The 22,757-nt window shown below is 71.6% G+C and carries 24 protein-coding genes; 10 read left to right on the top strand and 14 right to left on the bottom strand.

The annotated features are described in order from the left end of the window. Positions 1-951 precede the first annotated feature (951 nt). Positions 952-2,334, top strand: a complete 1,383-nt coding sequence (locus ACTOQ2_RS24170) for a lectin (RefSeq protein WP_440102392.1) — start codon at positions 952-954, stop codon at positions 2,332-2,334. A 272-nt stretch (positions 2,335-2,606) separates the two neighbouring features. Here ACTOQ2_RS24170 and ACTOQ2_RS24175 read toward each other — a convergent pair whose 3' ends face one another. Continuing rightward, on the bottom strand, positions 2,607-3,785 hold the full coding sequence (locus ACTOQ2_RS24175; RefSeq protein ID WP_440102394.1) for an MFS transporter: 1,179 nt from the start codon (positions 3,783-3,785) through the stop codon (positions 2,607-2,609). A gap of 125 nt (positions 3,786-3,910) precedes the next feature. Then, on the bottom strand, positions 3,911-4,669 hold the full coding sequence (locus ACTOQ2_RS24180) for a DeoR/GlpR family DNA-binding transcription regulator (protein ID WP_440102396.1): 759 nt from the start codon (positions 4,667-4,669) through the stop codon (positions 3,911-3,913). 57 nt (positions 4,670-4,726) lie between these two features. On the opposite strand from ACTOQ2_RS24180, the gene ACTOQ2_RS24185 reads away from it, so the two are divergent. Next, the gene (locus tag ACTOQ2_RS24185) at positions 4,727-5,716 is read left to right on the top strand and encodes a helix-turn-helix transcriptional regulator (protein WP_440102398.1); all 990 of its coding nucleotides are present in this window, start codon (positions 4,727-4,729) and stop codon (positions 5,714-5,716) included. A gap of 141 nt (positions 5,717-5,857) precedes the next feature. Further along, the gene (locus ACTOQ2_RS24190; RefSeq protein ID WP_440102400.1) at positions 5,858-6,601 is read left to right on the top strand and encodes an alpha/beta fold hydrolase; all 744 of its coding nucleotides are present in this window, start codon (positions 5,858-5,860) and stop codon (positions 6,599-6,601) included. A gap of 60 nt (positions 6,602-6,661) precedes the next feature. On the opposite strand, the gene ACTOQ2_RS24195 is transcribed toward ACTOQ2_RS24190, so the two are convergent. The 3 genes from ACTOQ2_RS24195 to ACTOQ2_RS24205 all read right to left on the bottom strand — a co-directional run bounded on the left by ACTOQ2_RS24195 (position 6,662) and on the right by ACTOQ2_RS24205 (position 8,603). Further along, positions 6,662-6,901 (bottom strand): hypothetical protein, encoded by a 240-nt coding sequence (locus ACTOQ2_RS24195; RefSeq protein ID WP_440102402.1) that lies wholly within the window; start codon positions 6,899-6,901, stop codon positions 6,662-6,664. A 334-nt stretch (positions 6,902-7,235) separates the two neighbouring features. Further along, positions 7,236-8,180, bottom strand: coding sequence for a S41 family peptidase (locus ACTOQ2_RS24200; RefSeq protein ID WP_440102404.1), 945 nt, complete (start codon positions 8,178-8,180; stop codon positions 7,236-7,238). A 63-nt stretch (positions 8,181-8,243) separates the two neighbouring features. Then, positions 8,244-8,603, bottom strand: coding sequence for a hypothetical protein (locus tag ACTOQ2_RS24205; RefSeq protein WP_440102406.1), 360 nt, complete (start codon positions 8,601-8,603; stop codon positions 8,244-8,246). An 88-nt stretch (positions 8,604-8,691) separates the two neighbouring features. On the opposite strand from ACTOQ2_RS24205, the gene ACTOQ2_RS24210 reads away from it, so the two are divergent. From ACTOQ2_RS24210 to ACTOQ2_RS24220, 3 genes are all read left to right on the top strand, one after another. After that, entirely contained in the window at positions 8,692-9,345 is a 654-nt protein-coding gene (locus ACTOQ2_RS24210; RefSeq protein WP_440066602.1) for a response regulator transcription factor, read from the top strand. Next, complete coding sequence (locus tag ACTOQ2_RS24215) at positions 9,342-10,487, top strand: sensor histidine kinase (RefSeq protein WP_440102408.1); 1,146 nt, start codon at positions 9,342-9,344, stop codon at positions 10,485-10,487. Before ACTOQ2_RS24210 ends, ACTOQ2_RS24215 begins: the two co-directional genes overlap by 4 nt. 183 nt (positions 10,488-10,670) lie before the next feature. Continuing rightward, positions 10,671-11,042 (top strand): hypothetical protein, encoded by a 372-nt coding sequence (locus tag ACTOQ2_RS24220; RefSeq protein ID WP_440102410.1) that lies wholly within the window; start codon positions 10,671-10,673, stop codon positions 11,040-11,042. Here ACTOQ2_RS24220 and ACTOQ2_RS24225 read toward each other — a convergent pair. The 7 genes from ACTOQ2_RS24225 to ACTOQ2_RS24255 form a co-directional block, all read right to left on the bottom strand. Then, on the bottom strand, positions 11,022-12,053 hold the full coding sequence (locus ACTOQ2_RS24225) for an aldo/keto reductase (RefSeq protein ID WP_440102412.1): 1,032 nt from the start codon (positions 12,051-12,053) through the stop codon (positions 11,022-11,024). The two genes, ACTOQ2_RS24220 and ACTOQ2_RS24225, sit on opposite strands and share 21 nt — an antisense overlap. 159 nt (positions 12,054-12,212) lie before the next feature. After that, positions 12,213-12,647 carry a PPOX class F420-dependent oxidoreductase gene (locus ACTOQ2_RS24230; RefSeq protein WP_440102414.1) on the bottom strand — a complete coding sequence of 145 codons (435 nt, stop codon included), beginning with the start codon at positions 12,645-12,647 and terminating at the stop codon, positions 12,213-12,215. A gap of 13 nt (positions 12,648-12,660) precedes the next feature. Beyond that, positions 12,661-13,260, bottom strand: coding sequence for an MFS transporter (locus ACTOQ2_RS24235; protein ID WP_440102416.1), 600 nt, complete (start codon positions 13,258-13,260; stop codon positions 12,661-12,663). A gap of 3 nt (positions 13,261-13,263) precedes the next feature. Continuing rightward, positions 13,264-13,407, bottom strand: a complete 144-nt coding sequence (locus tag ACTOQ2_RS24240; RefSeq protein ID WP_440102418.1) for a hypothetical protein — start codon at positions 13,405-13,407, stop codon at positions 13,264-13,266. A gap of 101 nt (positions 13,408-13,508) precedes the next feature. Next, entirely contained in the window at positions 13,509-14,141 is a 633-nt protein-coding gene (locus ACTOQ2_RS24245; RefSeq protein ID WP_440102420.1) for a maleylpyruvate isomerase family mycothiol-dependent enzyme, read from the bottom strand. Between the two features lie 60 nt (positions 14,142-14,201). Then, positions 14,202-15,497 (bottom strand): RNA polymerase sigma factor, encoded by a 1,296-nt coding sequence (locus tag ACTOQ2_RS24250; RefSeq protein WP_440102422.1) that lies wholly within the window; start codon positions 15,495-15,497, stop codon positions 14,202-14,204. Positions 15,498-15,499: 2 nt separating this feature from the next. After that, positions 15,500-15,847, bottom strand: coding sequence for a YciI family protein (locus ACTOQ2_RS24255; protein ID WP_440102424.1), 348 nt, complete (start codon positions 15,845-15,847; stop codon positions 15,500-15,502). Between the two features lie 535 nt (positions 15,848-16,382). On the opposite strand from ACTOQ2_RS24255, the gene ACTOQ2_RS24260 reads away from it, so the two are divergent. The 3 genes from ACTOQ2_RS24260 to ACTOQ2_RS24270 all read left to right on the top strand — a co-directional run bounded on the left by ACTOQ2_RS24260 (position 16,383) and on the right by ACTOQ2_RS24270 (position 19,272). Continuing rightward, the gene (locus tag ACTOQ2_RS24260; RefSeq protein ID WP_440102426.1) at positions 16,383-17,402 is read left to right on the top strand and encodes an LLM class flavin-dependent oxidoreductase; all 1,020 of its coding nucleotides are present in this window, start codon (positions 16,383-16,385) and stop codon (positions 17,400-17,402) included. Positions 17,403-17,877: 475 nt separating this feature from the next. Beyond that, positions 17,878-18,426, top strand: a complete 549-nt coding sequence (locus ACTOQ2_RS24265) for a hypothetical protein (protein ID WP_440102428.1) — start codon at positions 17,878-17,880, stop codon at positions 18,424-18,426. Between the two features lie 15 nt (positions 18,427-18,441). Further along, the gene (locus tag ACTOQ2_RS24270) at positions 18,442-19,272 is read left to right on the top strand and encodes a hypothetical protein (protein ID WP_440102430.1); all 831 of its coding nucleotides are present in this window, start codon (positions 18,442-18,444) and stop codon (positions 19,270-19,272) included. Positions 19,273-19,347: 75 nt separating this feature from the next. Here ACTOQ2_RS24270 and ACTOQ2_RS24275 read toward each other — a convergent pair whose 3' ends face one another. Together ACTOQ2_RS24275 and ACTOQ2_RS24280 are read right to left on the bottom strand one after the other, a co-directional pair. Next, entirely contained in the window at positions 19,348-19,752 is a 405-nt protein-coding gene (locus ACTOQ2_RS24275; RefSeq protein WP_440102432.1) for an ATP-binding protein, read from the bottom strand. 245 nt (positions 19,753-19,997) lie between these two features. Beyond that, on the bottom strand, positions 19,998-21,512 hold the full coding sequence (locus tag ACTOQ2_RS24280) for a M1 family metallopeptidase (RefSeq protein WP_440102434.1): 1,515 nt from the start codon (positions 21,510-21,512) through the stop codon (positions 19,998-20,000). 343 nt (positions 21,513-21,855) lie between these two features. On the opposite strand from ACTOQ2_RS24280, the gene ACTOQ2_RS24285 reads away from it, so the two are divergent. Continuing rightward, entirely contained in the window at positions 21,856-22,575 is a 720-nt protein-coding gene (locus tag ACTOQ2_RS24285; RefSeq protein ID WP_440102436.1) for a TetR/AcrR family transcriptional regulator, read from the top strand. The last annotated feature ends 182 nt before the right edge of the window (positions 22,576-22,757 follow it).

Consider the following 22,757-nt stretch of genomic DNA (forward strand, 5'->3'; position numbering starts at 1 on the left):
CCTGCTCCGCGGCCACCTCGTAGCCCGGCCGGTACACGCCTTCCGCACGCGGAATATCGACCACGCCGCTCCCTCCCCGCCACCGCCCCCGAGAGTACGACCAACCGGGGCCCGGATCAGCATCAATCCTTGCTTTCCGCCCGGCATTGAATGCTACACATTTGACGAGCTACCGGATCCTTGAACCGGCGGAGGGAAAGATAAAGCCGTCTAGCTGCACTTATACTCGGAAGAGTTCCCACTCTGACAATGGTGCGCTTGTGAGGAGTCAGAAATAAGTGGGCTTAAGGTCTTGACGCGCCTCAGCGTGAGGAACGTAATTAGTAGCTAAGTCTCCGGGACGCCTCCTGTTGGAGGTCTCCTCGGCTGAACCGCATCTGGAGTGGGGCACTCCGCGGCGGTCGTGCGTCGTGGCCTGGCCGTCTCGACTCACGCAGTCCCTCAGATCACACCCCCCTCGTGGTGCCATTCGCCGGACACCGCGGTATGTCTGGAGAATCATGTGAGCGATCGGAACGAGCTACGCGAACGCGACCGACGCTGGAGTTACCGGCTGCCGGCGCTGAGTGCGGGACGGTACTCGCCGGCCGTGCCACCGCCATGAGGGCGGCTTCAGGATGGCCACGCGGATCAGCGACGGCAAGCCGATTGCGTAGGTGAACTTCACCGGGCGGCTCACGGCTGAGCCGGACCGGCCGAAGCCACGGAGGCCAGGCCGGACATCGTCGTCCACGACGGTGACGCGAGCGGTTCCGACCGCCTCGAACCAGGACGCGGTTGTTCGGCAACACCGGTAAGAACCGGCCGGACGTGGTGTTCAGCGCGGAGACCAACGAAATGGCGTTGAGCCGCCACACCGGCCGGCTGAGGTTCCCACCCCCCAATGAAGGAGAACCAAGTGGTGTCCCCATCCAGACGTGTCGATATTCGAACCGCAGAGGGAGCCGCGTGATGTCGATGAACAGATCCCTCTTCGGAGCGATCGCGGTCGCGGCACTTCTCGTCCTGTCCACGGGTCACGCGGCGCTGAGCAACAGCCTCGGCGGAACCACGTCGTCCACGGGTGCCGGCGCCCTCGCGCCCACCGCGGGGTGCGGCAAGACTCCGACGCTGAGAAGCGGTTCGCAGTCAATTACGACCAGCGGGAAGAATCGCAGCTACATCCTCAGGCTTCCCGACAACTACAACAACACCACCCCCTACCGGGTGTTCTTCGGGTTCCACTGGAACGGCGGCAGCGCCAACGACGTCGACTCGGGCGGAACCAGCGGGTACCCCTGGTCCTACTACGGGCAGAGGGCGCTGTCGAACAGCAACGCGATCTTCGTCGCGCCCCAGGGCTTCAACAACGGCTGGGCCAACTCCGGCGGTGAGGACGTCACCTTCATCGACGACATCATCCGGCGGATCGACGCGGACCTGTGTGTCGACACCTCCCAGCGCTTCGCCATGGGCTTCAGCTACGGCGGCGGCATGAGCTACGCGCTCGCGTGTGCCCGGGCGACGACCTTCCGCGCGGTCGCGGTCTACGCGGGCGGGCAGCTCAGCGGATGTAGCGGCGGCAACGATCCCATCGGGTACATCGGCCTGCACGGCCTCAGGGACCCGGTGCTCAATATCTCCGCGGGCCGGTCGCTGCGTGACAGGTTCGTCAGGAACAACGGCTGCACCGCCCAGAATCCGCCGGAGCCGGCGCAGGGCAGCCTGACGCACACCGTCACCTACTACTCGGGGTGCCGGGCCGGGTATCCGGTCGCATGGGCCGCTTTCGACGCAGGTCACACCCCTGGTCCCTGGGACGGGTCCGCCGGCGACTACAACCCCCACGAGAGGTCCTGGACCGGGCCGGTGGTGTACAACTTCTTCTCGCAGTTCGGGGGCACGAACCCGACGCCGACACCGACCCCCTCGATCACCCCGTCGCCCTCGCCCTCTCCGACGCCGGGGAGCACGAGTGCTCTGCGGGGTGGGGGGTCGAACCGGTGCCTGGACGTCAACGGCGCCTCCCAGGCCAACGGCGCGCTGGCCCAGATCTGGGACTGCAACGGGCAGGCCAACCAGCAGTGGACCTCCACCGGCTCCAGTGAGCTGCGGGTCTACGGCAACAAGTGCCTGGACGTCAACGGCGGCGGGACCGCCGACGGCACCGCGGTGATCATCTGGGACTGCAACGGCCAGAACAACCAGAAGTGGCGCCTGAACGCCGACGGCAGCATCACCGCGATCGGCAGCGGCAAGTGCCTGGACGTCTCCGGCTACGGCACCGCCAACGGCACCAAGGTGCACATCTGGACCTGCCATGGCGGTACCAACCAGCGCTGGACCAGGAGCTGATCCCCTTTTCAGAGCTCTGAGACACCTTTGGGATCCCTCGCCGGGGAAAGTGACCGTCCCGGCGGGGATCCCCTTCAACGGCAGGGCCGTTTTCGCATGAACGCCTAACGGCGTGCGCTCCATGGCAGGTGATCCACTACAGCGGATAGGCCATTACACGCCGCAGCATCAAGCATGATCATCCGCATTTGGGGCTGGTGACACAGCCGTTAACGGCACCCGATCCTGGGCATCGTCTCCCTCCTGCCGTCCCGAGATCGTGGTCTATTGATCTACTTTGTAAAGGGCGGGGTCCTGAGCGCGCCGGCCGCCAGGGCGACGAAAAGGGCCAGCAGGGCGGGGATGGCCAGCGCGCGGGGCAGGCCGATCAGCTCGGCGGCGCCACCGATCAGCACGGGTCCGCTGAGGAATCCCACGTAGCCTAGGCTCGCCACCCGGGCCAGTGCCTTCCCGGCCCGGGCCGGGTCGCGCCGGCCTGCCGCGGAGAAGACCTGCGGGACGATGCAGGACAGGCCGGCCCCGAAGCAGCCGAAACCGATCACCGCGGCGATCTGGTGGCCGGCGAGCAGGCCCAGGCCGAGCCCGCAGGCGGCCAGCGCCCCGCACGCGCGCACCAGATTGACCGGCCCCAGCAGGGTGGCCAGCCTGTCGCCGGCGAGGCGGCCCGCGGTCATCATGATCGAGAAGGCGGCGTAGGCGGCGGCGGCGAACCCGTCGGAGCTGTTGAGGCTCTCGCTCAGGTAGACCGAGCTCCAGTCGGCCGTGGCCCCTTCGCCGAGCATGCAGCAGAAGGCCAGGACGCCCAGCAGTAGCATTCCCCTGCCCCCGCCGCCCCCGCCGGTCGCCGGCCCGGTCCCGGTGGGAGCGGGGTGCGCGGTCAGGGACAGCGCCCAGCGGGCGGCCCAGAGCGCGAGCGCGACGATCACGGCGGCGACCGCGGTGAACGTCGCCCCCGGGCTGAGACCGGCCTGGGCGAGCAGCCCTCCGGCGGCGGCGCCGAGGAAGCCGCCGATGCTGAACACGGCGTGGAAGGACGACATGATCGGACGGCCGGTGGCCTGCTCGATCTCGACGGCGTTGGCGTTCATCGCCACGTCCAGCGTGCCGTGCACCGCCCCGAAGACGAACAGCGCGACGGCCAGGACGGCCAGGTTCGGCACGAAGGCGGGCAGGATCAGCGCGAGGGCCTGGGCGAAGGCCATCGGCAGCATCACCTTGACGCTGCCGTGGCGGTCGACCAGGCGGCCGACCACCTGCATGCCGGCGATCGCCCCGGCGGCGATGCCGAGCAGCCCGAGGCTGAGCTCGCCCTCGCTCAGCCCCAGCCCCTGCTTGATCGACGGGATGCGTGCCGTCCAGGTGCCGATGGACATGCCCGAGAGCAGGAAGAGCAGGTAGACCGCCACCCGGCCGCGTAGCAGCGCGGCCCGGTCGAGGGGGGCGACGTGCATGGGGGAGGACTCCAGTCAGAAGGGGCGGATCGGAGAGGGCGGGCGAACCTCGCGCGTCCGGCATGATCGCGGGGAGGATTCCGGCCGGACACCGCGCTCGGACGCCGCGAACCAGGGGGTGTGACTCAGACGGTGCGGACGACGACGCCTGCCGCGATCATGGCGTCGTGCTCGGCGGGGGGCAGTGCGGTGTCGGTGACGACCATGTCGAGGCGGTCCAGCGGGCAGACCGCGCCGAACGCGGTGCGGGTGAACTTGCCGGAGTCGGTGGCCACGATCACGCGCCGGGCGGAGGCGATCGCCGCCTGTTTGACGGCGACCTCGGAGAGGTCGTGGGCGGTGAGGCCGTGCTCGGCGGACAGGCCGCAGCAGCCGATGACCGCGGTGTCGAAGCGCAGGGACCGGATGGCGTTCTCGGTCAGCGGGCCGGCGAAGTTCAGCTCGCCGGGGCGGACCTCGCCTCCGGGGAGCACCAGGCGGATCCGGGAGGCCGTGCTGAGCTCGGTGGCCGACTGCAGGCAGAGCGGCAGGACCGTCAGGCGGCGGTCGCGGATCACGCGCGCGATCTCCAGGGAGGTGGTGCCGCTGTCGAGCAGCACGGCCTCCCCGTCGGCGAGCAGGGCCGCGACCTCGGCGGCGATCCGCCGCTTGGCCTCCACGGCCTCGCGCTCGCGCACCCCGAAGGGCGGCTCGTCCCCGCGCAGCAGCAGGCTCACCGCGCCGCCCCTGACCCGCCTGACCACGCCCTGCTGGGCGAGCTCGTCGAGGTCGCGGCGGATGGTCATCTCCGACACGGCGTGCTCGACCGCCAACTCCGCGACCGAGACCGCGTCGCTGGCCCGCAGCGCCGACATGATCGCGCGAATGCGATTGTTGCTTTCCACATGTTCATTTGAACATGGGTGATGTGAGGTTGGCAAACGTGCGGGACAATGGCCGTCATGCGCGCGAGTCGTCTGCTCTCACTCCTGCTGCTCCTGCAGACCCGGGAGCGGATGACGGCCACCGAGCTGGCCGGGGAGCTGGAGGTCTCCGTCCGCACGGTCTACCGCGACGTGGAGGCGCTGTCGTCGGCCGGGGTGCCGGTCTACGCCGACCGGGGCCCCGCCGGCGGATACCGCCTGCTGGACGGCTACCGCACCCGGCTCAACGGCCTGACCGCCGCGGAGGCGTCCTCGCTGTTCCTGGCCGGGCTGCCCGGTCCCGCCGCCGACCTGGGGCTGGCCGAGGTCGCGGCCAACGCCGAGCTGAAGATGCTCGCCGCGCTTCCTCCCGAGCCGCGCTTCCACGCCGCCCGGATGCGCGAGCGCTTCCACCTGGACGTCCCCGGCTGGTACCGCGACGCCGACCCGGCCCCCTTCCTCGGGGAGGTCTCCGAAGCGGTGTGGGAGCAGCGGCCGCTGCGGATGACCTACCGGCGCTGGGGCCCCCGCGACGTCGAGCGGCTGGCCCACCCGTACGGGCTGGTCCTCAAGGGCGGGGCGTGGTACATGGTGGCGGTCGCCGGAGAGGGAGGGCCGCGCACCTACCGGGTGTCGCGGATCATAAGCGCCGAACTCGCGCCGGGGCACTTCGAGCGTCCCGCCGACTTCGACCTGCCCGTCTTCTGGCGGGAGTACGCCGCCGACTTCCGCGAGCGGATGCACACCGGCGAGGCCGTGGTGCGGATGGCGCCCGGCACCGAGGGGATGCTGAGTCACACGGTGGGCGCCGAGGTCGCCGAGGCCGCGCTCGCCGAGGCGGGGCCGCCCGACGAGCACGGCTGGGTCGTGCTGCGCCTGCCGACCGAGTCCACCCGGCACGCCCACTGGCAGCTGCTGCGCCTGGGCGCCGACATCGAGGTGCTGGAGCCGCCCGAGCTGCGCGAGCAGATGGCCGCCACCGTCGCCGGCCTCGCCGCGCTGTACGGCACGGGCACGGCCTCAGGTTGACGCCGGCCTGTCTCGCGTGCTCCGGCGCCCGGTGGCGCGGGCCGTGTCCGTGGTTAATCGATTGCGGACGCCGGGGGGCGGCCGCGACGATGGCGGGATGTTCCTTCTCGCCTCGGGCGATGCTCGTTCTCCGGCGGTCCGATGACGCTCGCCCACGACGACGGGGGAGTGGGCGAGCCGGTGGTGCTGCTGCACTCCAGTGCCGCCGACTCGCGGATGTGGGACCCGCAGTGGGAGGCGCTGACCGCCCGCTTCCGGGTGATCCGGCCAGACTTACGAGGTCACGGCCGCACGCCGTACGCCTCCGAGATCCCCTACTTCGACTCCGGTGACGTGGCGGACCTGCTCGCCGCGCTCGCGGTGGAGCGGGCCGCGCTGGTCGGCTCCTCCTACGGGGGCCGGGTCGCGCTGGAGGTGGCCACCGCCCATCCGGCCCTGGTCTCCCGGCTGGTGCTGCTCAATCCGGGCTGCGGGCTGGAGCCCACGTCCGACCTCGCCGCGTTCGGCGAGGAGGAGGACCGGCTGCTGGAGACGGGGGAGGTCGAGGCCGCCGTCGAGCTCAACGCCCGCACCTGGCTCGGCCCCGAGGCCGACGGGGAGACCCGCGCCCGGCAGATGGCCATGCAGCGCCACGCCTTCGAGGTCCAGCTCGCCGCCGATCCCGAGCCGTCACAGCTGGAGGGGGAGGTCGACCTGTCCAGGGTGACCATGCCCACGCTGGTGGTCAGCGGCACCCACGACCTGCCCTACTTCCAGATGACGGCCCGCCATCTGGCCCGGGAGCTGGCCTCGGTGACGGCGGTGCACCTGGAGTGGGCCGGGCACCTGCCGAGCATGGAGCGGCCGGGGGAGATCACCGCACTGATCCTCGAACACCTCACCTGATCCGCGCCGCGGGGCGAACCTCCTCAAGGCGCCCCCAAAGGCTTTGAAACGCCATGCGCCTCAGCCTGACCTCTCAGACGTCGACCGGCGGGCCGCGACCCGGCCGGCGGCCGGGGAGGATCCGCCGAAGTAGATGTCCGGCACCGGCACGGGCAGCAGCCGCCCGGCGTCGCGTTCGGCGGCGCCGGGCGCGAACTCGGCCGCCAGCGCGCGGGCCGTGGCGACCGCCTCCGCGTCATCGGCGATCACATGCGCCCCCGGCAGACCGGGAGCCTGGGAGGTTGTGCGGTCGATACTCATACCGGATCCGTTCTACGTGTCGCGTTAGGATCACCCTAATTCCTGTATAAATAGTAGGCAATATCCGTTTTGGTGGTGTGCGGCGGCAGGGCGGGCGACCGGTCGCCGCCCGTGGAGGCAGGGCGCCCGCGCGGCGCCGGTGCGCCGCGTCGCGCACCGTGCCATGTGGTGCGTCGCGCGCCGCGCGCCGTGCCGTCAGGGGTGGCCAGGCCGTCGTCTCGGGTGCGCGCGGCCTCGCGCGCACCTCCAGAGGGCGGGCGGATCTCGGTCCGTCGGAACGGACCCGGCGAGAACCGCCGTGAGGGTGGTCCGCGGGCGCCCGCGGACCACCGGACTACAGGAGCGAGAGCGCCTTGGCCACGCCCGGGTCGCGCCCGGTGGCCAGGTCGAGGGCGGTCAGGGGAGCGTGGTGGTCGACCGGCACGCCGATCGTGTCGATGATCTCGCGGTCGGGGCCGAGGTGCCGGACCCTGGGCAGCAGCAGGACGCTGCCGTCGTCGAGGAGGAACGCGGCGGCGGGACCGGAGACAGCTCCGGCGGTACGGATCCCCACGAGAGTGCCCAGGCCGTTGCCCCTGACGGCCGCGCTGAAGTCCTCGCAGGCCGAGGCGCACCCGCGGTCGGTGAGGACGACCAGGCGCAGGCCGAGCAGCGGAACGCTGTCGTCGGTCCTGTTGGGCACGCAGTCGCCCTTGGGCGGGCAGAAGTAGCTGGTGACCTTGCCGTGCGCGAACGCGCCGAGCAGCCGCGTCACCTCGCGAGGCGATCCGCCGCCGTTGCCGCGCAGGTCGAGGACGACCGCCTTCGGCCTGCCCCCCAGCTTGGCGATGACCTGGTCGGCGGCGCCCTCGTGGAATCCGGGCAGCTGGACGTACGCGACGCCGCCGGGAAGCCTCTTCGACATCACCGCCGGAGGCTGCCGGGTGATCGGTCCCTCCTTGAGGTCGATGGTGCGCGTCCGTCCCGTCGTGGGGCGCTTGAGGGTGATCCGTACCGCGCCGGAGGCGATGGCGTCGATGAAGCTCTGGTTCACCTTCTCCCCGACGAACGGCGGCATTCCGTTGGCCTCGACCACGATGTCGCCGGGCCTGACACCGGCCTTGTCGGCGGGGCTGCCGGGCAGGACGCGGGTGATGAACAGCGGCGGCCGGGCCGCCGGGTCGAGTTCCCGGCCCCGAACGGCGGAGGCGCCCGCGATGCCCGTCCCGACGGGACCGCCCTCCGGCGGCGGGGACGGCCTCTCCCAGCGGGCGTGGTTGTCGTGCAGCCCGGCGACCATGCCGGTGATCGCGGCGCGCAGCGCCGCGGGGTCACCCGTGCCCAGGACCTTCGCGAAGGCGGCCTAGTCGGTGTCGCGGCCGCCGGTCAGCGCGGGCAGCTGGAGATCGGCCCGGTCGGCGCCGCGCCGCATCAGGTCCTGGGTGTAGGCGGCCAGGGCGTTCTTCAGCAGCTCTCTCGAATCCAGGGCGGGGCCGCCGTAGTAGTTGTCCAGCACGCAGAAGTACGCCTGCCGGAGCGTGTTCACCGAGGTCGGCGGCGCCGATTCCGGCGGCGGAGCCGTGGCGGGCGCGCAGTCCCCGTCCGGGGCGGCCGGTGAGGACGAGGACTTCGGCCGGGGCGACGGGTCGGCCGCGAATGCCGGGGCGGGCGCGGACAGGGAGCAGGCCGTCACCAGGACGGCCGCGCAGAGGGTTCTGATCATGAACGTCAGCGTGGCCGGAAGCGGGTTTCGCGGCGGTGAACGGATCGGTTAACGCCGCTGTTACCCCCGTTCGAGTAAGAACGTCGGCATGCGGGTTCTGGTGGCCGAAGACGAACGTGACCTGGCCGATCTCGTGGCGATGGGACTGCGCCGCCACGCCATGGCCGTCGACGTGGTGTACGACGGTGCCGCGGCGGCCGAACGGCTGGCGCTGCACGACTACGACGTCCTCGTGCTGGACCGGGACCTGCCCAGGCTGCACGGCGACCTCGTGTGCGGTGAGCTGGTGGCGCGCGGGAGCCGTACGCGGATCCTGATGATGACGGCGGCGGCGTCGGTGCCCGAGCGGGTGGAGGGTCTCGGGATGGGCGCCGACGACTACCTGCCCAAACCGTTCGACTACGCCGAGCTGGTCGCGCGGGTGAAGGCGCTGGGGCGGCGCAGCCGGTCGCCGGTACCGCCGGTGCTGGCGCGGCACGGGATCGTGCTCGACACCCACCGGCTCCAGGCGTCGCGGGACGGGCGGCACCTGCACCTGTCGCTCAAGGAGTTCGCCGTCCTGGAGGTGCTGATGAGGGCGGACGGCGCGGTCGTGAGCTCCGAACGGCTGCTCGAGGAGGCCTGGGACGAGAACGCCGACCCGTTCACGACGGTGGTGCGGGTCGTGGTCAGCCGCCTGCGGGCGAAACTGGGCGACCCGCCGTGCGTCCAGACGATTCCCGGCGCGGGGTACCTGCTGTGACGACGGTCCGGGTACGGCTCACGCTGGCCTACTCCGGGCTGTTCCTGCTGACCTCGATCATCCTGCTCGTCACGGTCAACCTGCTGCTGGGCCAGACGCTGCGCACGCGGATCGCACGGTTCCCGGTGCCGCCGCCCCCCGCGCCGGTGGCACCGGTGCCGGGGATGCCGGCGGATCGGCCGATGCCGGTGCCGCTGCCCGACCTGGTGGACGACGTCATCGGCTACCAGTGGGAGGTGACCGCGCTGACGGTCGGGATCCTGGCGGTGGTGTCGGTGGTCGTCGGATGGCTGGTCGCCGGGCGTATCCTGCGGCCCGTCCACCGGATCACCGCCACCGCGCGGCGGCTGTCCCTGTCGAACCTGCACGAGCGGATCGCGCTCACCGGGCCGAAGGACGAGCTGAAGGAACTGGCCGACACGTTCGACGCGATGCTCGACCGGCTCGAACGCTCGGTCGAGGGGCAGCGGCGGTTCGTCGCGAACGCCTCCCACGAGCTGCGCACCCCGCTGGCCGTCCAGCGGGCGGCGATCGAGATCGGCCTTCCCGAGGACGTCGGCGAGATCCGCGACAAGCTCCTGTTCCACAACCGCCGCACCGAGAACCTCATCGACGCCCTGCTGGTCCTCGCCCAGGCGGAACACGGCCTGGAAAGGCTGAGACCGGTGGCCCTGGACCAGGTGGTACGCCTCGTCCTGGCCGAAGAGGGCTCCGGCGACATCACCGTGACGGCACGGACGGAGCCGTTCGTCGTCCACGGCGATCCGATCCTGCTGAACCGGCTCGTCACCAACCTCGTCGACAACGCGGTCCGCCACAACCGTCCCGGCGGAACCGTCGAGGTCACGCTCGCCGACGGGGTCCTGACCGTCAGGAACACCGGCCCCGAGGTGCCGGAGGAACGTTTCGGCGACCTCTTCGAGCCCTTCCGGCGCCTGCACACGACCCGGGAGCAGGGCGCCGGGCTCGGGTTGTCGATCGTCGCGTCGATCGCGAAGGCGCACGGGGCCGGCATACGGGCGAGTTCCAACCCGGGGGGCGGGCTGGAACTCGTCGTGGCGTTCGCCGGACCTCGGGACCGGAGACGGGAAACCCCGCCGGGCCGAACCGAACCCACCCGCCGTACGTCGTGGCGGACATGATGACGCACGTACTCGCCGTTGCCGCGGGAGCGGCCGCGCCGGGGCGGCCGTCGAGGACGACAGCGGCTTTGGACGCGGCTTTGGACATGGTGGCCGCGGGATGTCAACCCTGACGTTCGTCCAGGCCCGGCCTTGCCGTTCGACTCAGGTGTCCGGCTGCCGCCGTTCCTACGGTCAGGGGCTATGAGAACTGGCTCTTGGCACGATTTCGGTCGTCGGCTGCTGGGCTCGGCGTGGTCCTCGGGCTGCTGCTCGTCCTGGTGCGGTGGCCTCGCCGCGGTGACCCTGCCGCTGGCCGGGGCGGCGGCGCTGCTGCGGGTGGCGGTGGGGTTCACTACCCGCACGACGTGCTCGCCGGCGCGATCCTCGCCGCCACCGTGGTGGTGCCGGTGCTGCTCGCGTTCACGCCGCCGGTGGCGCGGCTGGTATCACCGCTGCTCGGGCGCCCGGGCGGGGACGATTCCGGCCTCGTGGGCCACCACGGCCACCGCCGCCCGGTTGCCGACGGCCAGGCGGGCCAGGATCCCCGGAGACCTATGGCCCGGAGACCTGTGAGCGGACGCGGGGCTGCGTGGGCGCCTCGCCGAACACCCACGGGTCGGCCTCGCACTCGGCGATGAAGTCACCGGGGAATCCCACCTCGAACCCCGTCGCCGACTCCAGGCGCCGGACCGCCTCCTCGGGGAGGGCGACGTCGATCGCGCCCAGGTTCTCGGTGAGCTGCTCGACGTCTCTCGCGCCGACGATCGGGTGGACGGCGGCGAAGCGGGTGCGGGTCCAGGCGATCGCCACCTGGGCCGCCGTGACGCCCAGGTCGCCCGCGACCTCCCGTACGGCACCCGCGGTCGCGTGGTCCCGCGCGGTGAGGGAGCCGGGATCGACCCGGGTGGCCCCCTCCGCGGACGCCTGGCCGGTGAACTTCCCCGACAGCACGCCGCCGGCGAGCGGCCCCCACGCGGCCACGCTCATCCCGAACGCCTCGGCCATCGGCAGCAGCTCCCGCTCGACGTCGCGCCTGAGCAGGTTGTACGGCACCTGCAGGCCCGCGAACGGCGTCCAGTCCCGCCACTCCGCCAGCGTGTTGGCGCGGCTGATCAGCCACGCCGGGGCGTTGGAGATGCCCACATAGAGGATCTTCCCGGCGCGCACGGCGTCGTCCAGCGCCCGCATCGTCTCCTCCACCGGGGTGTGGCGGTCCCAGATGTGCACCCAGTGCAGATCGATGTGGTCGGTCCGCAACCGCCGCAGGCTGCGTTCCAGCGACAGGGTGAGGTTCTTGCGGTGGTTGCCGGCGGCGTTCGGGTCGTCGCGGTCGCGGGAGAGCGTGTACTTGGTGGCGACGACGAAGCGGTCGCGGCGGCCGGTGAGGAGCTCGCCGAGGATCTCCTCGCTCTCGCCGTACGCCGAGGCGGTGTCGATGACGTTGCCCCCGGCGTCGGCGTAGGTGTCGAGCATGGCCCGGTACTCCTGCGGCACGTCGGAGCCGCCGCGCTCGTAGAAGGTCATCGCGCCGAAGAACAGCTCGGACACCCGCAGCCCGGTCCGGCCCAGTGGTCGGTAACGCAAGGAAGGTCCTTTCCTGTGGTCGGTGGTCGGTTAGTCGTGGAGGCCGCGCTCGGAGGCCCCGTGGCCTCGGGGTCCCGCCGGAACCGGGCCGGGGCTTCCCGGACCGTGCCGCTCCGGGAAGCCCCGGCCCGGCTCCGTGCGGCTCCGGGCAGGGCCGCTTCAGGCCACCTCGCGTGCCGACATCTCGAAGGAGCCGTTGCCGATGCCCCACGTCAGGATCCGCCGCGGGCGGATCAGGATCCACGCGGGGTCGAAGGGGAACGGCGCGTCGAGCCGCTCGCCCACCTGCTCCCCGCCCTCGGCGTACGTCTCCGCGTACCCCCTGATCTCGATCCCGCGCGGTGTCCACGGGTCCACGGCCGCGAGGTCGTCGACGACGAACGACACGTCCGGGTGGTGCCACGCGTCACGGAACTTCTTGCTTCCCGCCATGCCGGAACCGGCGACCCCACCGATCACGATCGCCCCGGCCTCGGGATCGTAGATGACCCCCACCGGCCTGACCGCCGGTCTGCCATCGCGGCCGACCGTGGCGAGGCGTCCCAGCGGCCGGCTGGTCAGGTACGCGATTTCGCCGTCGGTGAATGCGCTCATGGGGTCGAGCCTGTCAGCCGGGACCGCGCCCGGGGGAGGCCGCGGTGAGACCAGCCCCGGCAGGGCCACGGAAGGAGACAGGATCGACATGGCGAGCGCGGTACCGGTCGCCTTCGAGGAGTCCGTAGGTGATCGCGCCGAGCGCGGCGGTCGCCAGGAGCGCCCCGGTGAGATCCAGGTGGGGACGCCCGCCCGGGCGTGTGCCGGGAATGAGGACGAACGCCACGATGACGGTGACGATTCCGATCGGCACGTTGACGTGGAAGATCCAGCGCCAGCCGCCCTCCGCGACGAGGAGCCCGCCGAGTGTCGGACCGGCCAGTCCGGCCGGCCCGGCCGTGACGCCCCACACCGCGCTGGGCAGGCCGCGCCTGTCGGGCGGGAAGACCGCCGTCAGGATGGTGAGGGTCTGCGGGGTGATCAGCGCGGCGCCGGCGCCCTGCGCGGCGCGGGCGGCGATGAGCTGCCAGGGTTCCCCGGCGGCCCCGCACAGTGCCGACGCGACGGTAAAAAGGATCATGCCCGCGATGAAGACGACGCGCGGTCCAACAATGTCGCCCATCCGGCCCGCCGTGATCACCGGCGCGGCCACCACGAGGATGTAGGCGCTCATCACTCACAGGGCCTCGGTGATCGTCGCGTCCAGGTCCGTGAGGATGCCGGGGATGGCGATGTCGACGATCGTGGTGTCCAGGACGGTGATGAAGGGCCCGACGCAGAGTGTCGCCATGACGGCCCAGGGATTGCCGCGCTCGCTCACTCCTCGCGCCTCCTTGGACCGAGCCCTCCCGGCCGTGACCCCCGGCGACCCCCGGCGACCCCCGGCGCGCCCCGGCGCGCCCCCGTCAACAGAGCTTTCGCCTACAGAGCGGCCGCCACCCGCTCGACACCCGGACCGGACAGGCCCGCGAGCCCCGCGGCCCGCCCGGTCGCCAGCAGGAGGAGATCGCCCGCCGGGCCCCGGACCTCGTCCGGGCCCTCGCCCGCCGACCAGTCCAGGTCGGTGGCGACCAGTCTCGTGCCGCGCAGACGCTTGGGGGCGCCGTAGAAACCGGTCCCCAGGACGCGGCCGAGCCCCGCGACCGCCCGTTCGGCGGGCATCTCCCGCACGCGCCCGAGCGGGCGCGCGACGTCCTGCCCGTGCACCAGCACGTCGACGAGCGTGTCCAGCGGACGGGAGCCGAGCCCGCGGCGCCGTGAGCCGGCCGTCTCGCGGAGCTGCGCGACGAGCTCCGCGGGCCCGAACCTGGCCGCCCGGTCCCACGCCTGGTCGGCGAAGACCCGGTTGATGTCGCCACGCGTCCGGATCACGCCCCTGAGCGTGTCGAGGAACAGGGTGTGCGTGGACAGCGTCATGTGAGCGGCCACGTCGTGCACCGTCCAGCCTGGGCACAGGGAGGCCACCGCCCATTCGTGGTCGTCGAGCTCGTCGAGCAGGGCGGCGAAGCCGAGCCGTTCGTCCACTGTCCAGGAAAAGATCTCTTCGTCGTCCATGTACGGCTCTTCTCGCTCGTGTGCGTGGGTGACGACGACGGCCGGGGGGGGGTCCCGCCGTCATGCGCCGGCCGTGCCGCCGGGATCGGATGTCTCGACCGCGCTGAGCCTGCGCAGCAGGTGCGCCCGTTCGGGGTCGGTGCCGGCCAGGTCGAGCGCCTGCCGGTAGGCCGCGGCGGCCTCGGGGAGGCGCCCGAGCCGGTGCAGCAGGTCCGCCCGTGCCGTCGGGTAGGGGTGGTGGTCGCGCAGCCGGGGCTCGCCGGCCAGCTCGTCGAGCAGTGCCAGGCCCGCCTCCGGCCCGTCGCGCATCGCCACCGCCACGGCCCGGTTCAGCGCGACCACCGGGGACGGCGCGAGCGCGAGCAGCACGTCGTAGAGGGCCACGACCTGCGGCCAGTCGGTGGTCGCGACGTCCGGGGCCTCGTCGTGCAGGGCGGCGATCGCGGCCTGCACCCCGTACGGGCCGGGCGGGCCGCCGGTCAGCGCGACGAGCACCAGGTCACGGCCCTCCTCGATCATCGCGCGGTCCCACCGGCCGCGGTCCTGGTCGTCGAGCAGCACCAGCTCGCCGCCCGGGCCGGTGCGGGCCTCGCGCCGCGCGTGGACCAGCAGCATCAGCCCGAGCAGCCCGGCGACCTCCCGCTCGGCGGGCAGCAACCGGCGCAGTATCCTCCCCAGCCGGATGGCCTCCTCGGCGAGGTCGAGCCGCTGCAGGTCCGGGCCCGAGCTGGCCGCGTAGCCCTCAGTGAAGATCGAATAGATGACCTGGAGCACCCCTGGCAGGCGCTCCGGCAGCTCGTCGGCACCGGGCACGCGGAACGGGATGCGGGCCTCGCGGATCTTCCTCTTCGCCCGCACGATCCGCTGGGCCATCGTCGCGGACGGGACGAGGAAGGCCCGCGCGACCTCGGGCGTCGTCAGCCCGGCGAGGCAGCGCAGGGTCAGAGCCGTGCGATCGTCGGCGGGAAGGGCCGGGTGGGCGCAGGTGAAGAACAGCCGCAGCCGCTCGTCGGGGAGATCGCCGTCCGCGTCCGCGGGCGGGGCGGGGTCGGCCCGGTCCGCCTCCACCTGCAGGACGGCGAGCCGGGCGGCGTAGGCCCGGTCCCGCCGCAGCCGGTCGACGGCCCTGCGCCGCGCCGTCGTCAGCAGCCAGGCCCCCGGCCTGAGCGGCACCCCCTCGACCGGCCAGTGCACCAGCGCCGCCTCGACGGCCTCGGAGGCGACCTCCTCGGCCAGGTCGAGGTCGCCGAAGCGGCGGACCAGAGAGGCGAGCAGCCGGCCGCGTTCCTCGCGGAACACCGACTCCACGGACGACCTGGCATCGCCGGCCCGCTCGTCCGCCTCCCCGCCCGTCACCGTCAGACCTCGAACTCGTCGATCGGCCGCACCACGACCGATCCGCCGTAGCGCGCGCCGGGGCAGCGGGCGGCCCAGTCGAGCGCGACGTCGAGGTTCGGCACGTCGATGACGTCGTAGCCGCCGAGGATCTCGCGGGTCTCGGCGAACGGCCCGTCGGTGGTGACGATCCGCTCGCCCGCCGTGCCGATCCGGATCGTCGTGGCGGTGCTCACGTCCTTCAGCGCGTACCCGGAGACCAGGACCCCGGCCTCCTTCAGCGCCTTGTCGTAGACCACCCACTCCTCGAAGTCGCACTGGTCGTCCCCGTCGGCCGTCGCGGCACCGTACATCAGCAATATGTACTTCACGGTCTGGCTCCTTCGTGTTTTCGCTCGGCGGGCTGCCGTACACCATGACGACGAACGAGGCGCGGCCGGATCGACACGCCCCGAGGATTTCCCGGAGATTCCTTTCGACCTCGCCGCACGCGAGAAGGGCTCCGGCCGGGGACGGTGATCGCGGTCGGCTTCCGGCCGTGTCCGGCAGGTCATGCTCGTTGCAGTTCAGGCGTTGACGACCACCATCTTGCCCCCCGGCCTGGCCGGCCTCACCTTGACGGATTCGGCACGTGATCTCTAGCCTCGCGAAGCGACCGGCCGGACACGAGATTCCCGAACGAGTGCTCCTCGTCGGCGTCCTGCCGCGGAACCGGCCGGGAAAGGTCGCAGAAAAGGGAGTCGCGCGGCCTTCTCCGCGCCGCGACGGGGTCAAAGGGAGGGCCTGCGAGATGTCGGTATCTCCGGTAGGCGGGCGGGAGCGGGAGTCCTTCACCCGGCGGGGGTGGCGGACCACCGGCCGGGCGGGCGCCGGGACCCTGCCCCTGCGTGAGAGAGCGTGAGCAGGATGCGGATCGGAATCTTCCTGGTCGCGGCGGGGTTCCCCGGCAGACCTCAGGGACAGGTGCTGCGTGACTGCGTGGAGGCGATCGAGGTCGCGGAGGAGGCGGGATTCGACGACGCGTGGATCGCCGAGCACCACTTCATGTCGTACGGGGTCTGCCCGTCGGCGGCCACGCTGGCGGCCGTGGCGCTCGGGCGTACGCGGACGATCGGGGTGGGGACGGCGGTGAGCGTGCTGTCCACGCAGCACCCGGTGGCGCTGGCGGAGCAGGCGGCGATGTTGCACCACCTGTCCGGCGGGCGTTTCACGCTGGGGGTCGGCAGGGGCGGACCCTGGGTCGACCTGGAGGTGTTCGGTACCGGCCTGGCGAGGTTCGAGCGCGGCTTCGCCGAGTCGCTCGACCTGCTGTGCCGGGCCCTGGGGCGGCGCACGGTGTCGGCCGAGGGGGAGTTCTTCCGTTTCCGCGAGGTCGCGATGGTGCCGGCGGCGTCGATGCGGCCCGTGGTGGCGTGCACCTCGCCGGAGACGGCGCGGCTGGCGGCCGAGCGGGGGCTGCCGATGCTGCTCGGCATGCACATGGACGACGCGGGCAAGGCGGCGATGCTCGCCGGGTACGACGCGGCACGCCCACCCGCGCCGCCCCTCTCACCGGAAGCGGAAGCGGGTGCGGGTGCGGTACGGCATGTGGCCGCCGTCGTCGGACACGTGGCCGACTCGACGAGGGCGGCCGTGCGGGAGGTGAGGGCCGCCATGCCCCGCTGGCTGGAGCCCGGCCTGGCCGGGTACGTGCCGGTGGACGGCCGGCGGCGGCCCGTGCGGGACGTGGGGGAGTACGTCGACTTCCTGACCGGTGTCCATCCGGTGGGGGACGCCGGCCACTGCGTGGAGACGATCCGGCGCACCCGCGAGGTGACCGGGCTCGAACACCTGATCCTCATGGTCGAGGGTGCGGGCGAGCACGCCCGCACCCTGGAGAACATCCGCCGGCTGGGCGCCGAGGTGCTGCCCGGACTCGACGGCTGACACCCGGCGGCCGGGACACCCGCCGAGCTCGCGACGAAACTCGGCGGCCCATGGCGATCGCCGCCCCCGGCGGGTACGGATCGCGAATTTTTTGATCTACATTGTAAAGCCGGGCGGCCGCTGTCCGAAAACATCCCGTAAAAACCAAAACGACTCCCCGGAGTCCGGCAATTCGCCGCACGGAATCCCTTTCTCCATTCCCACCCTTTGATTAATCGCCATGAAATGACCGCCAAGGTGATTCTCTTGCCGCTTACCAGGATGTATGCGAAATCACATGTCGTATGCCAACAAAACGCCGCTAAACGATTTTAATTTTCTTGACACGGCGGAATGGCGATGACACTTTTACTTACGCTCGGCGCGCCGCTCCAGGTCAGCGTCGTGCGCGTTCTCAACCGCCGTCAGGGGCGCGCCCGTCAGGGGGCGCGCGGAAACCCCTGATCCCGCTCGACCCAGCTCGGAGGTGCGGTTCATGCGTAACCCTTTTCGCAGGATCTCCACAACGGCCGGCATCGTGGGCGTGATGCTTCTCGCGATGTCCCAGACCTCGGCGATCGCGGTTCCGGAGAGGTCCGCCCCGCCGCCCGCCCCGGTTCCCACACCCGCCCCCGCGGGCGGCGAGGCGAGTTCCAGGAACTCGGGTTCCCCGGAGAACGGCCGGGCGCCTTCCGCGGTGTGCTTCTTCCAGACCATGGGCGACTACGTCCACATCTCCGGGTCCGCCTTCGAGGCGTCCGGGCACGGCTGGTGGATCAACGGCAACTGCAACGCCACGCTGGCGATCGTCACGGTCCAGCTGCAGCAGTACTACGCTGACGGCACCTGGAGAAACGCCGGTACGGCGGGCAGCGCGACGGTGAGGTCCGGCGGCGGGGCCGGCAACCGCGCGACCGGGCGCGCGGCCTGCGCCAACGGCAGCCTGACGGGGTGGCGCAGCGTCGTCGACGTTGACCTGGTCGGCCTGGCCGACGACCCGGGCAAGCTCTTCACGCCGGGGCAGAACATCTACTGCAGGCGATGACACGAGAGGGGCGACGTGAGTATCAGACCCGACGGCACCATGTTCGCGGCTCTGTACGGCGAGCTGGTGGTGCACCCGTGGCGGGATCCTCTCGTCGCCTCCCCGGACGCCTACAGCCTGTTCGTCGCGAGGTCGTCCGCGATGGGATGGCTCACCGAGGCCGAGGAGAACGCGGTCGGCGGCCTCTGGGGGATGAACGACGCCGGGTACGACCCGGCGCCGGCTTCGGCCTTGCGATCGCGGCCGGCACGCGTGGCGTGGTTTCAGGTGTCGCTGACCGGAGCGGTCCCGGACGGCCGGCCGTTGCCGGTGCAGGCGTTCCTGTCGTGCGCGGACGACGTCGTGGCGCGTATCGGCACCGCTCACCTGCGGGCGGTCCAGCTCCTGCTGCCCGTGCAGAGCCTCGACGCGCCGGTGGGCGCGTCGTCGCGTGCGGGCGCGGTGATGACGCTGCTCCAGGACGCGGGCTGGTTCGCCGACGGTGATCCGCGCCTGAGGGTACGGGTGCGGGTGACGTTGGACGGCGGGCAGGATCCGTCCGTCCGTTCGGCGGCGCCAGGGATACTCCGGTGGGTGCGGGAATTCGATCAGGACGTCTTCTGGTGCGACGCGGTCTCCGTGACGGACGACGACGATCTGGTCCTGGAACCCGCCGTCATCGACGAGGTGTGGCTCGGGCCCGCTCATCACCGGATCACCTTTCACGGCACCCTCGCCGAGTGGTCGCTGGACGCTCTGGGATGGCTGGCCGCCTTCCTCGCCGACGCGAGTTCCCGGCACGGGGTCGATACCCCGTTGATGCTCACGGCCGGCCGCTTCGCGGAGCCTGATCCGCGAAGCGGCTGAGTCCGGAGGCGGTCCGTGCGGAGGTACGGGCTTCCGGGCGCGCGAAACGGTGGGCGCCGCCGCGGGCGCCGGTCGCTATCCGGCGCCGGAGGTGGCGTGCAGGTGCATCCGCAACCGGACGCGGGACCGGCCACCGCTCTGGCAGATGGTGAACTCGTCGCAGAGCCGGCCCATCAGCCACAGCCCGAACCCGCGGACCGCGCCCGGGCCGGGCCGGTGGCGGTCGGCCTGGTCGGGGGTGAGGCGCCCGGCGTCGTCGACGACCTCGACGACGAGGTCCGCCTCGTCGCGCCAGACGCTCACGCTGCCGGCCGCGTCGCCGTGTTCCAGCACGTTGATGACGGCCTCGTTGGCCGCCAGCAGCAGGTCGTCGCGTCGCGTCCCGGCCAGCCCGACCTGGCTCATGTGGCGGTACAGATGCCGGCGCAGGCCGATCAGGTCGGTGCTGATCGGCCAGTGGCCCCGCTGATCGGTATGCATGTCCGGTCCCCTTACGTGAGTGCCGTCTGTGGCGTTCAGCGGGGGGCTACCGACGTGTCCGCCAGGATCAGAACGGTCGCTGTGAAAGTTGTGAAGGGGTACTACCCGCTCTGACCTGCTCAATCATCGATCGGCGGTGGGAGCGCTCCATCCCCAGGTGAGATGGTCCGGATCGTGCCGGTGCCGCCGTCGCCCCCGAGGCTGACGGCGGCACCGGCGGGTGTGGGGGCTTGTGGGGAAGCCGGTCACGCCCTGGGCTTCCAGTCCGGGTGGCCCGGCATCGGCGGAGTCTGCGCGTTGTAAATCCAACCGTTGACGTAGCCGGTCAGGTCCTCGCCGCTCACCCGGTTGGCGACCTCGATGTAGTCCCGGGTGTCGGCCGAGCGGCCGCGGAACTCGGCGAAGAAGGTCTTCTCGATCCGCTGGAAGGTGTCCTGGCCGACCATCTCCCGCAGGCCGAACAGCATCAACAGGCCCGCGGTGTTGGTGCCGACCAGCACGTCCCGCGCGTGCATCATCTTTCCCGGGGGGCCCGACTCGACGCGCTTGTCCCCGTCGAAGTCGTAGCGGGCGCGCAGCCCGCGCGAGGGGTCGTCGAGGTCGCGCCAGCCCTTCTCCGCGGCGTACAGGAGCTGGTAGAACTCGGCGTGGCCCTCGCTGATCCACATCTGGTTCCAGTCGCGCACCGCGACGGCGTCGCCGAAGTACTGGTGGGCCAGCTCGTGGACCATGGTGATCGCGTCGTCCTGGGTGTCCTGCGTGGTCACCCGGCCCTGGCGGTCGGTGCCGGTCAGGCTTTCCACGGCGTAGGTGGAGATGGTCGCGCTCTCCAGTGCGACGCCGTTGTAGCCGCCGGGCACGCCGAGCACGCCGTAGGTCTCGAAGGGGAAGGGGCCGACCTGCTTTTCCATCCAGGTCATCTGGTCGGCGATGCCGTCGACGAGGGCGCGGGTCCTGGCGGCCTGTGCGGTGGCGACGTAGCTGCGCAGCGGCAGGCCGTGCGGCCCCGTGCCCTCGATCAGGGTGAAGCGGCCGACGGCCGCCTGCACGACGTGGGTCGGGATGGGGTCGCGGGTGGTGAAGACGTGGGTGACGCGGCCTGCCTTCTCCGTCCGTGAGCGGAGCGTTCCGTTGGCGACCGCCTGCAGGCCCTTCGGGGTGGTGATGCGGAAGGTGACCTTCGCCTTGTCGCCGGGATGGTCGTTGCCGGGGAAGTACAGGTGAGCCCGGTCGGGCTGTCCCATGACCGCGAAGCCGTCCTTCTTGTCGACCCAGGCGGTGCGGTGCGGTTTCTCGTCCTTGGGGAAGGCGGGGGACTGGGGGTTGGCGGCGCGGTCGACGCGGTAGGAGACGTCCACGCGGAACGGCCGGCCTCGGGGCAGTACCCGCCCGGGTGTGATCAGCAGTTTCTCTCCCGCGACGCGGAAGCCGGCGGGGTGGCCTTCCACGGCCACCTTGGTGATCTTCTCTACCGCCGCGTCCAGGCTGAAGCCGGACAGGGCGTGCGTCGCGGTGGCCCTGATCCTCACCGAGGCGTCCATTTTCGTGGTGCCGCTGCGGTAGTCGTAGCTCACGTCGTAGGAGCCGACGTCGTAGCCGCCGTTGCCCAGGTAGGCGAAGAGCGGGTCGCCCGCGCTTCGCGCGCCGGGCTTGGCGGGCTCCGGCGGTCCGGCCGGCGCGCTCGCGCCACCGCATCCGGTCAGCGCCATCGCGGATGCGGTGACGGCGGCCAGCGCGCTGGTCATTCGGAAAGGAAACATGGCCATTATCCTTCGCGAATCGGACATCGATCCCGTCGAGGCCGCGTATGCGTCGGCGCTCGGTCACGTATCGGCCGGGTATCCGCCGGCCCCGGCCGGGGCGGTGCGGCGGCAGGCCATCGCGGTGGCCCGTGGCGGTGCCGCGCCGGCGGGATGCTCAGGAAGGCCGCGGTGACGAGCGACCGCGTGACGGCGGCGAGAACGTTGACGGCCGATCTCCTTCGCCGGGGCGCCACCTCGACTCGCACCAAGTTCATGGGAGAACGCGGGCCACTTCTTGAACTTAGTGCAAGACGCTTTTTGAACTTTGTGCAAGTCGGGTTCGATGACCTATCGTGGCCGCATGCCGCGCGACACGCTCACCCAGGAACAGATCGTCCGCACCGCGATCGAGCTGCTCGACGAGGAGGGTCTGGACGGCCTGAACATGCGCAGCCTGGGCGGCAGGCTCGGCACCGCCGCGACGGCGGTCTACTGGCACGTCAAGAACAAGGACAACCTCATCCTGCTCGCCGGCGACCGCGTCTGGGACGAGGTCGAGCTGCCCGACCCGGAGGCGGTCGGCTGGCGCGCGGCGGCCACCACGATGGCCACCGGCCTGCACGCGATGTTCAGCCGCCACCCGTGGCTCGTCCAGGCCTTCGGCTCCCACCTGTTCTACGGCCCCGGCAAGGCGCGCCACGACGACCACAGCCTGGCCGTCTACGAGGCGGCCGGTTTCGCCTGCGCGCGGGCGGACCGCGCCGCGGCGACCGTCTTCACGTTCGTCATGGGCAACGTCCTCGGCGCCTCGGCCGCGGTCTCCCTGACCAGGCGGCTGAACCGGGACGGCGCGGACGCCGAGGCGCTGATCCAGGACGCGATGGCCAAGGCGACCGAGGTCGCCATGGACTTCCCCCGGCTGCGCGCCCGCCTTGAGACGCCGACGGCCACGGACTACGCCGCCGCTCCCGACAAGACCTTCGAGTTCGGTCTCCAGGCCCTCCTCGACGGCCTGGAGGGCCGCCTCGCCGGCACGGCGCCCGGTTCGCCCCCCGGCGGCGCGAGCCGGCGCGACGCCTAGGGCGGGCGGACCCGGGAAGCGCGGCACGACGGTCGGCGCCCGAGTGCGGTAGGGCGAATCTTCTCGAATCCGGATGAACCGGCGTCAAGAACGCGTATGGATCCGCATGATTTTCTAGGCGTCCGGCGGCCGGACCGGTAGGGAATATGGGGTGTCTTGTCTTCATTTCCGGCGATCCCTCC

The organism is Streptosporangium sp. H16 (assembly GCF_051918855.1).
Classification (GTDB): Bacteria; Actinomycetota; Actinomycetes; order Streptosporangiales; family Streptosporangiaceae; genus Streptosporangium.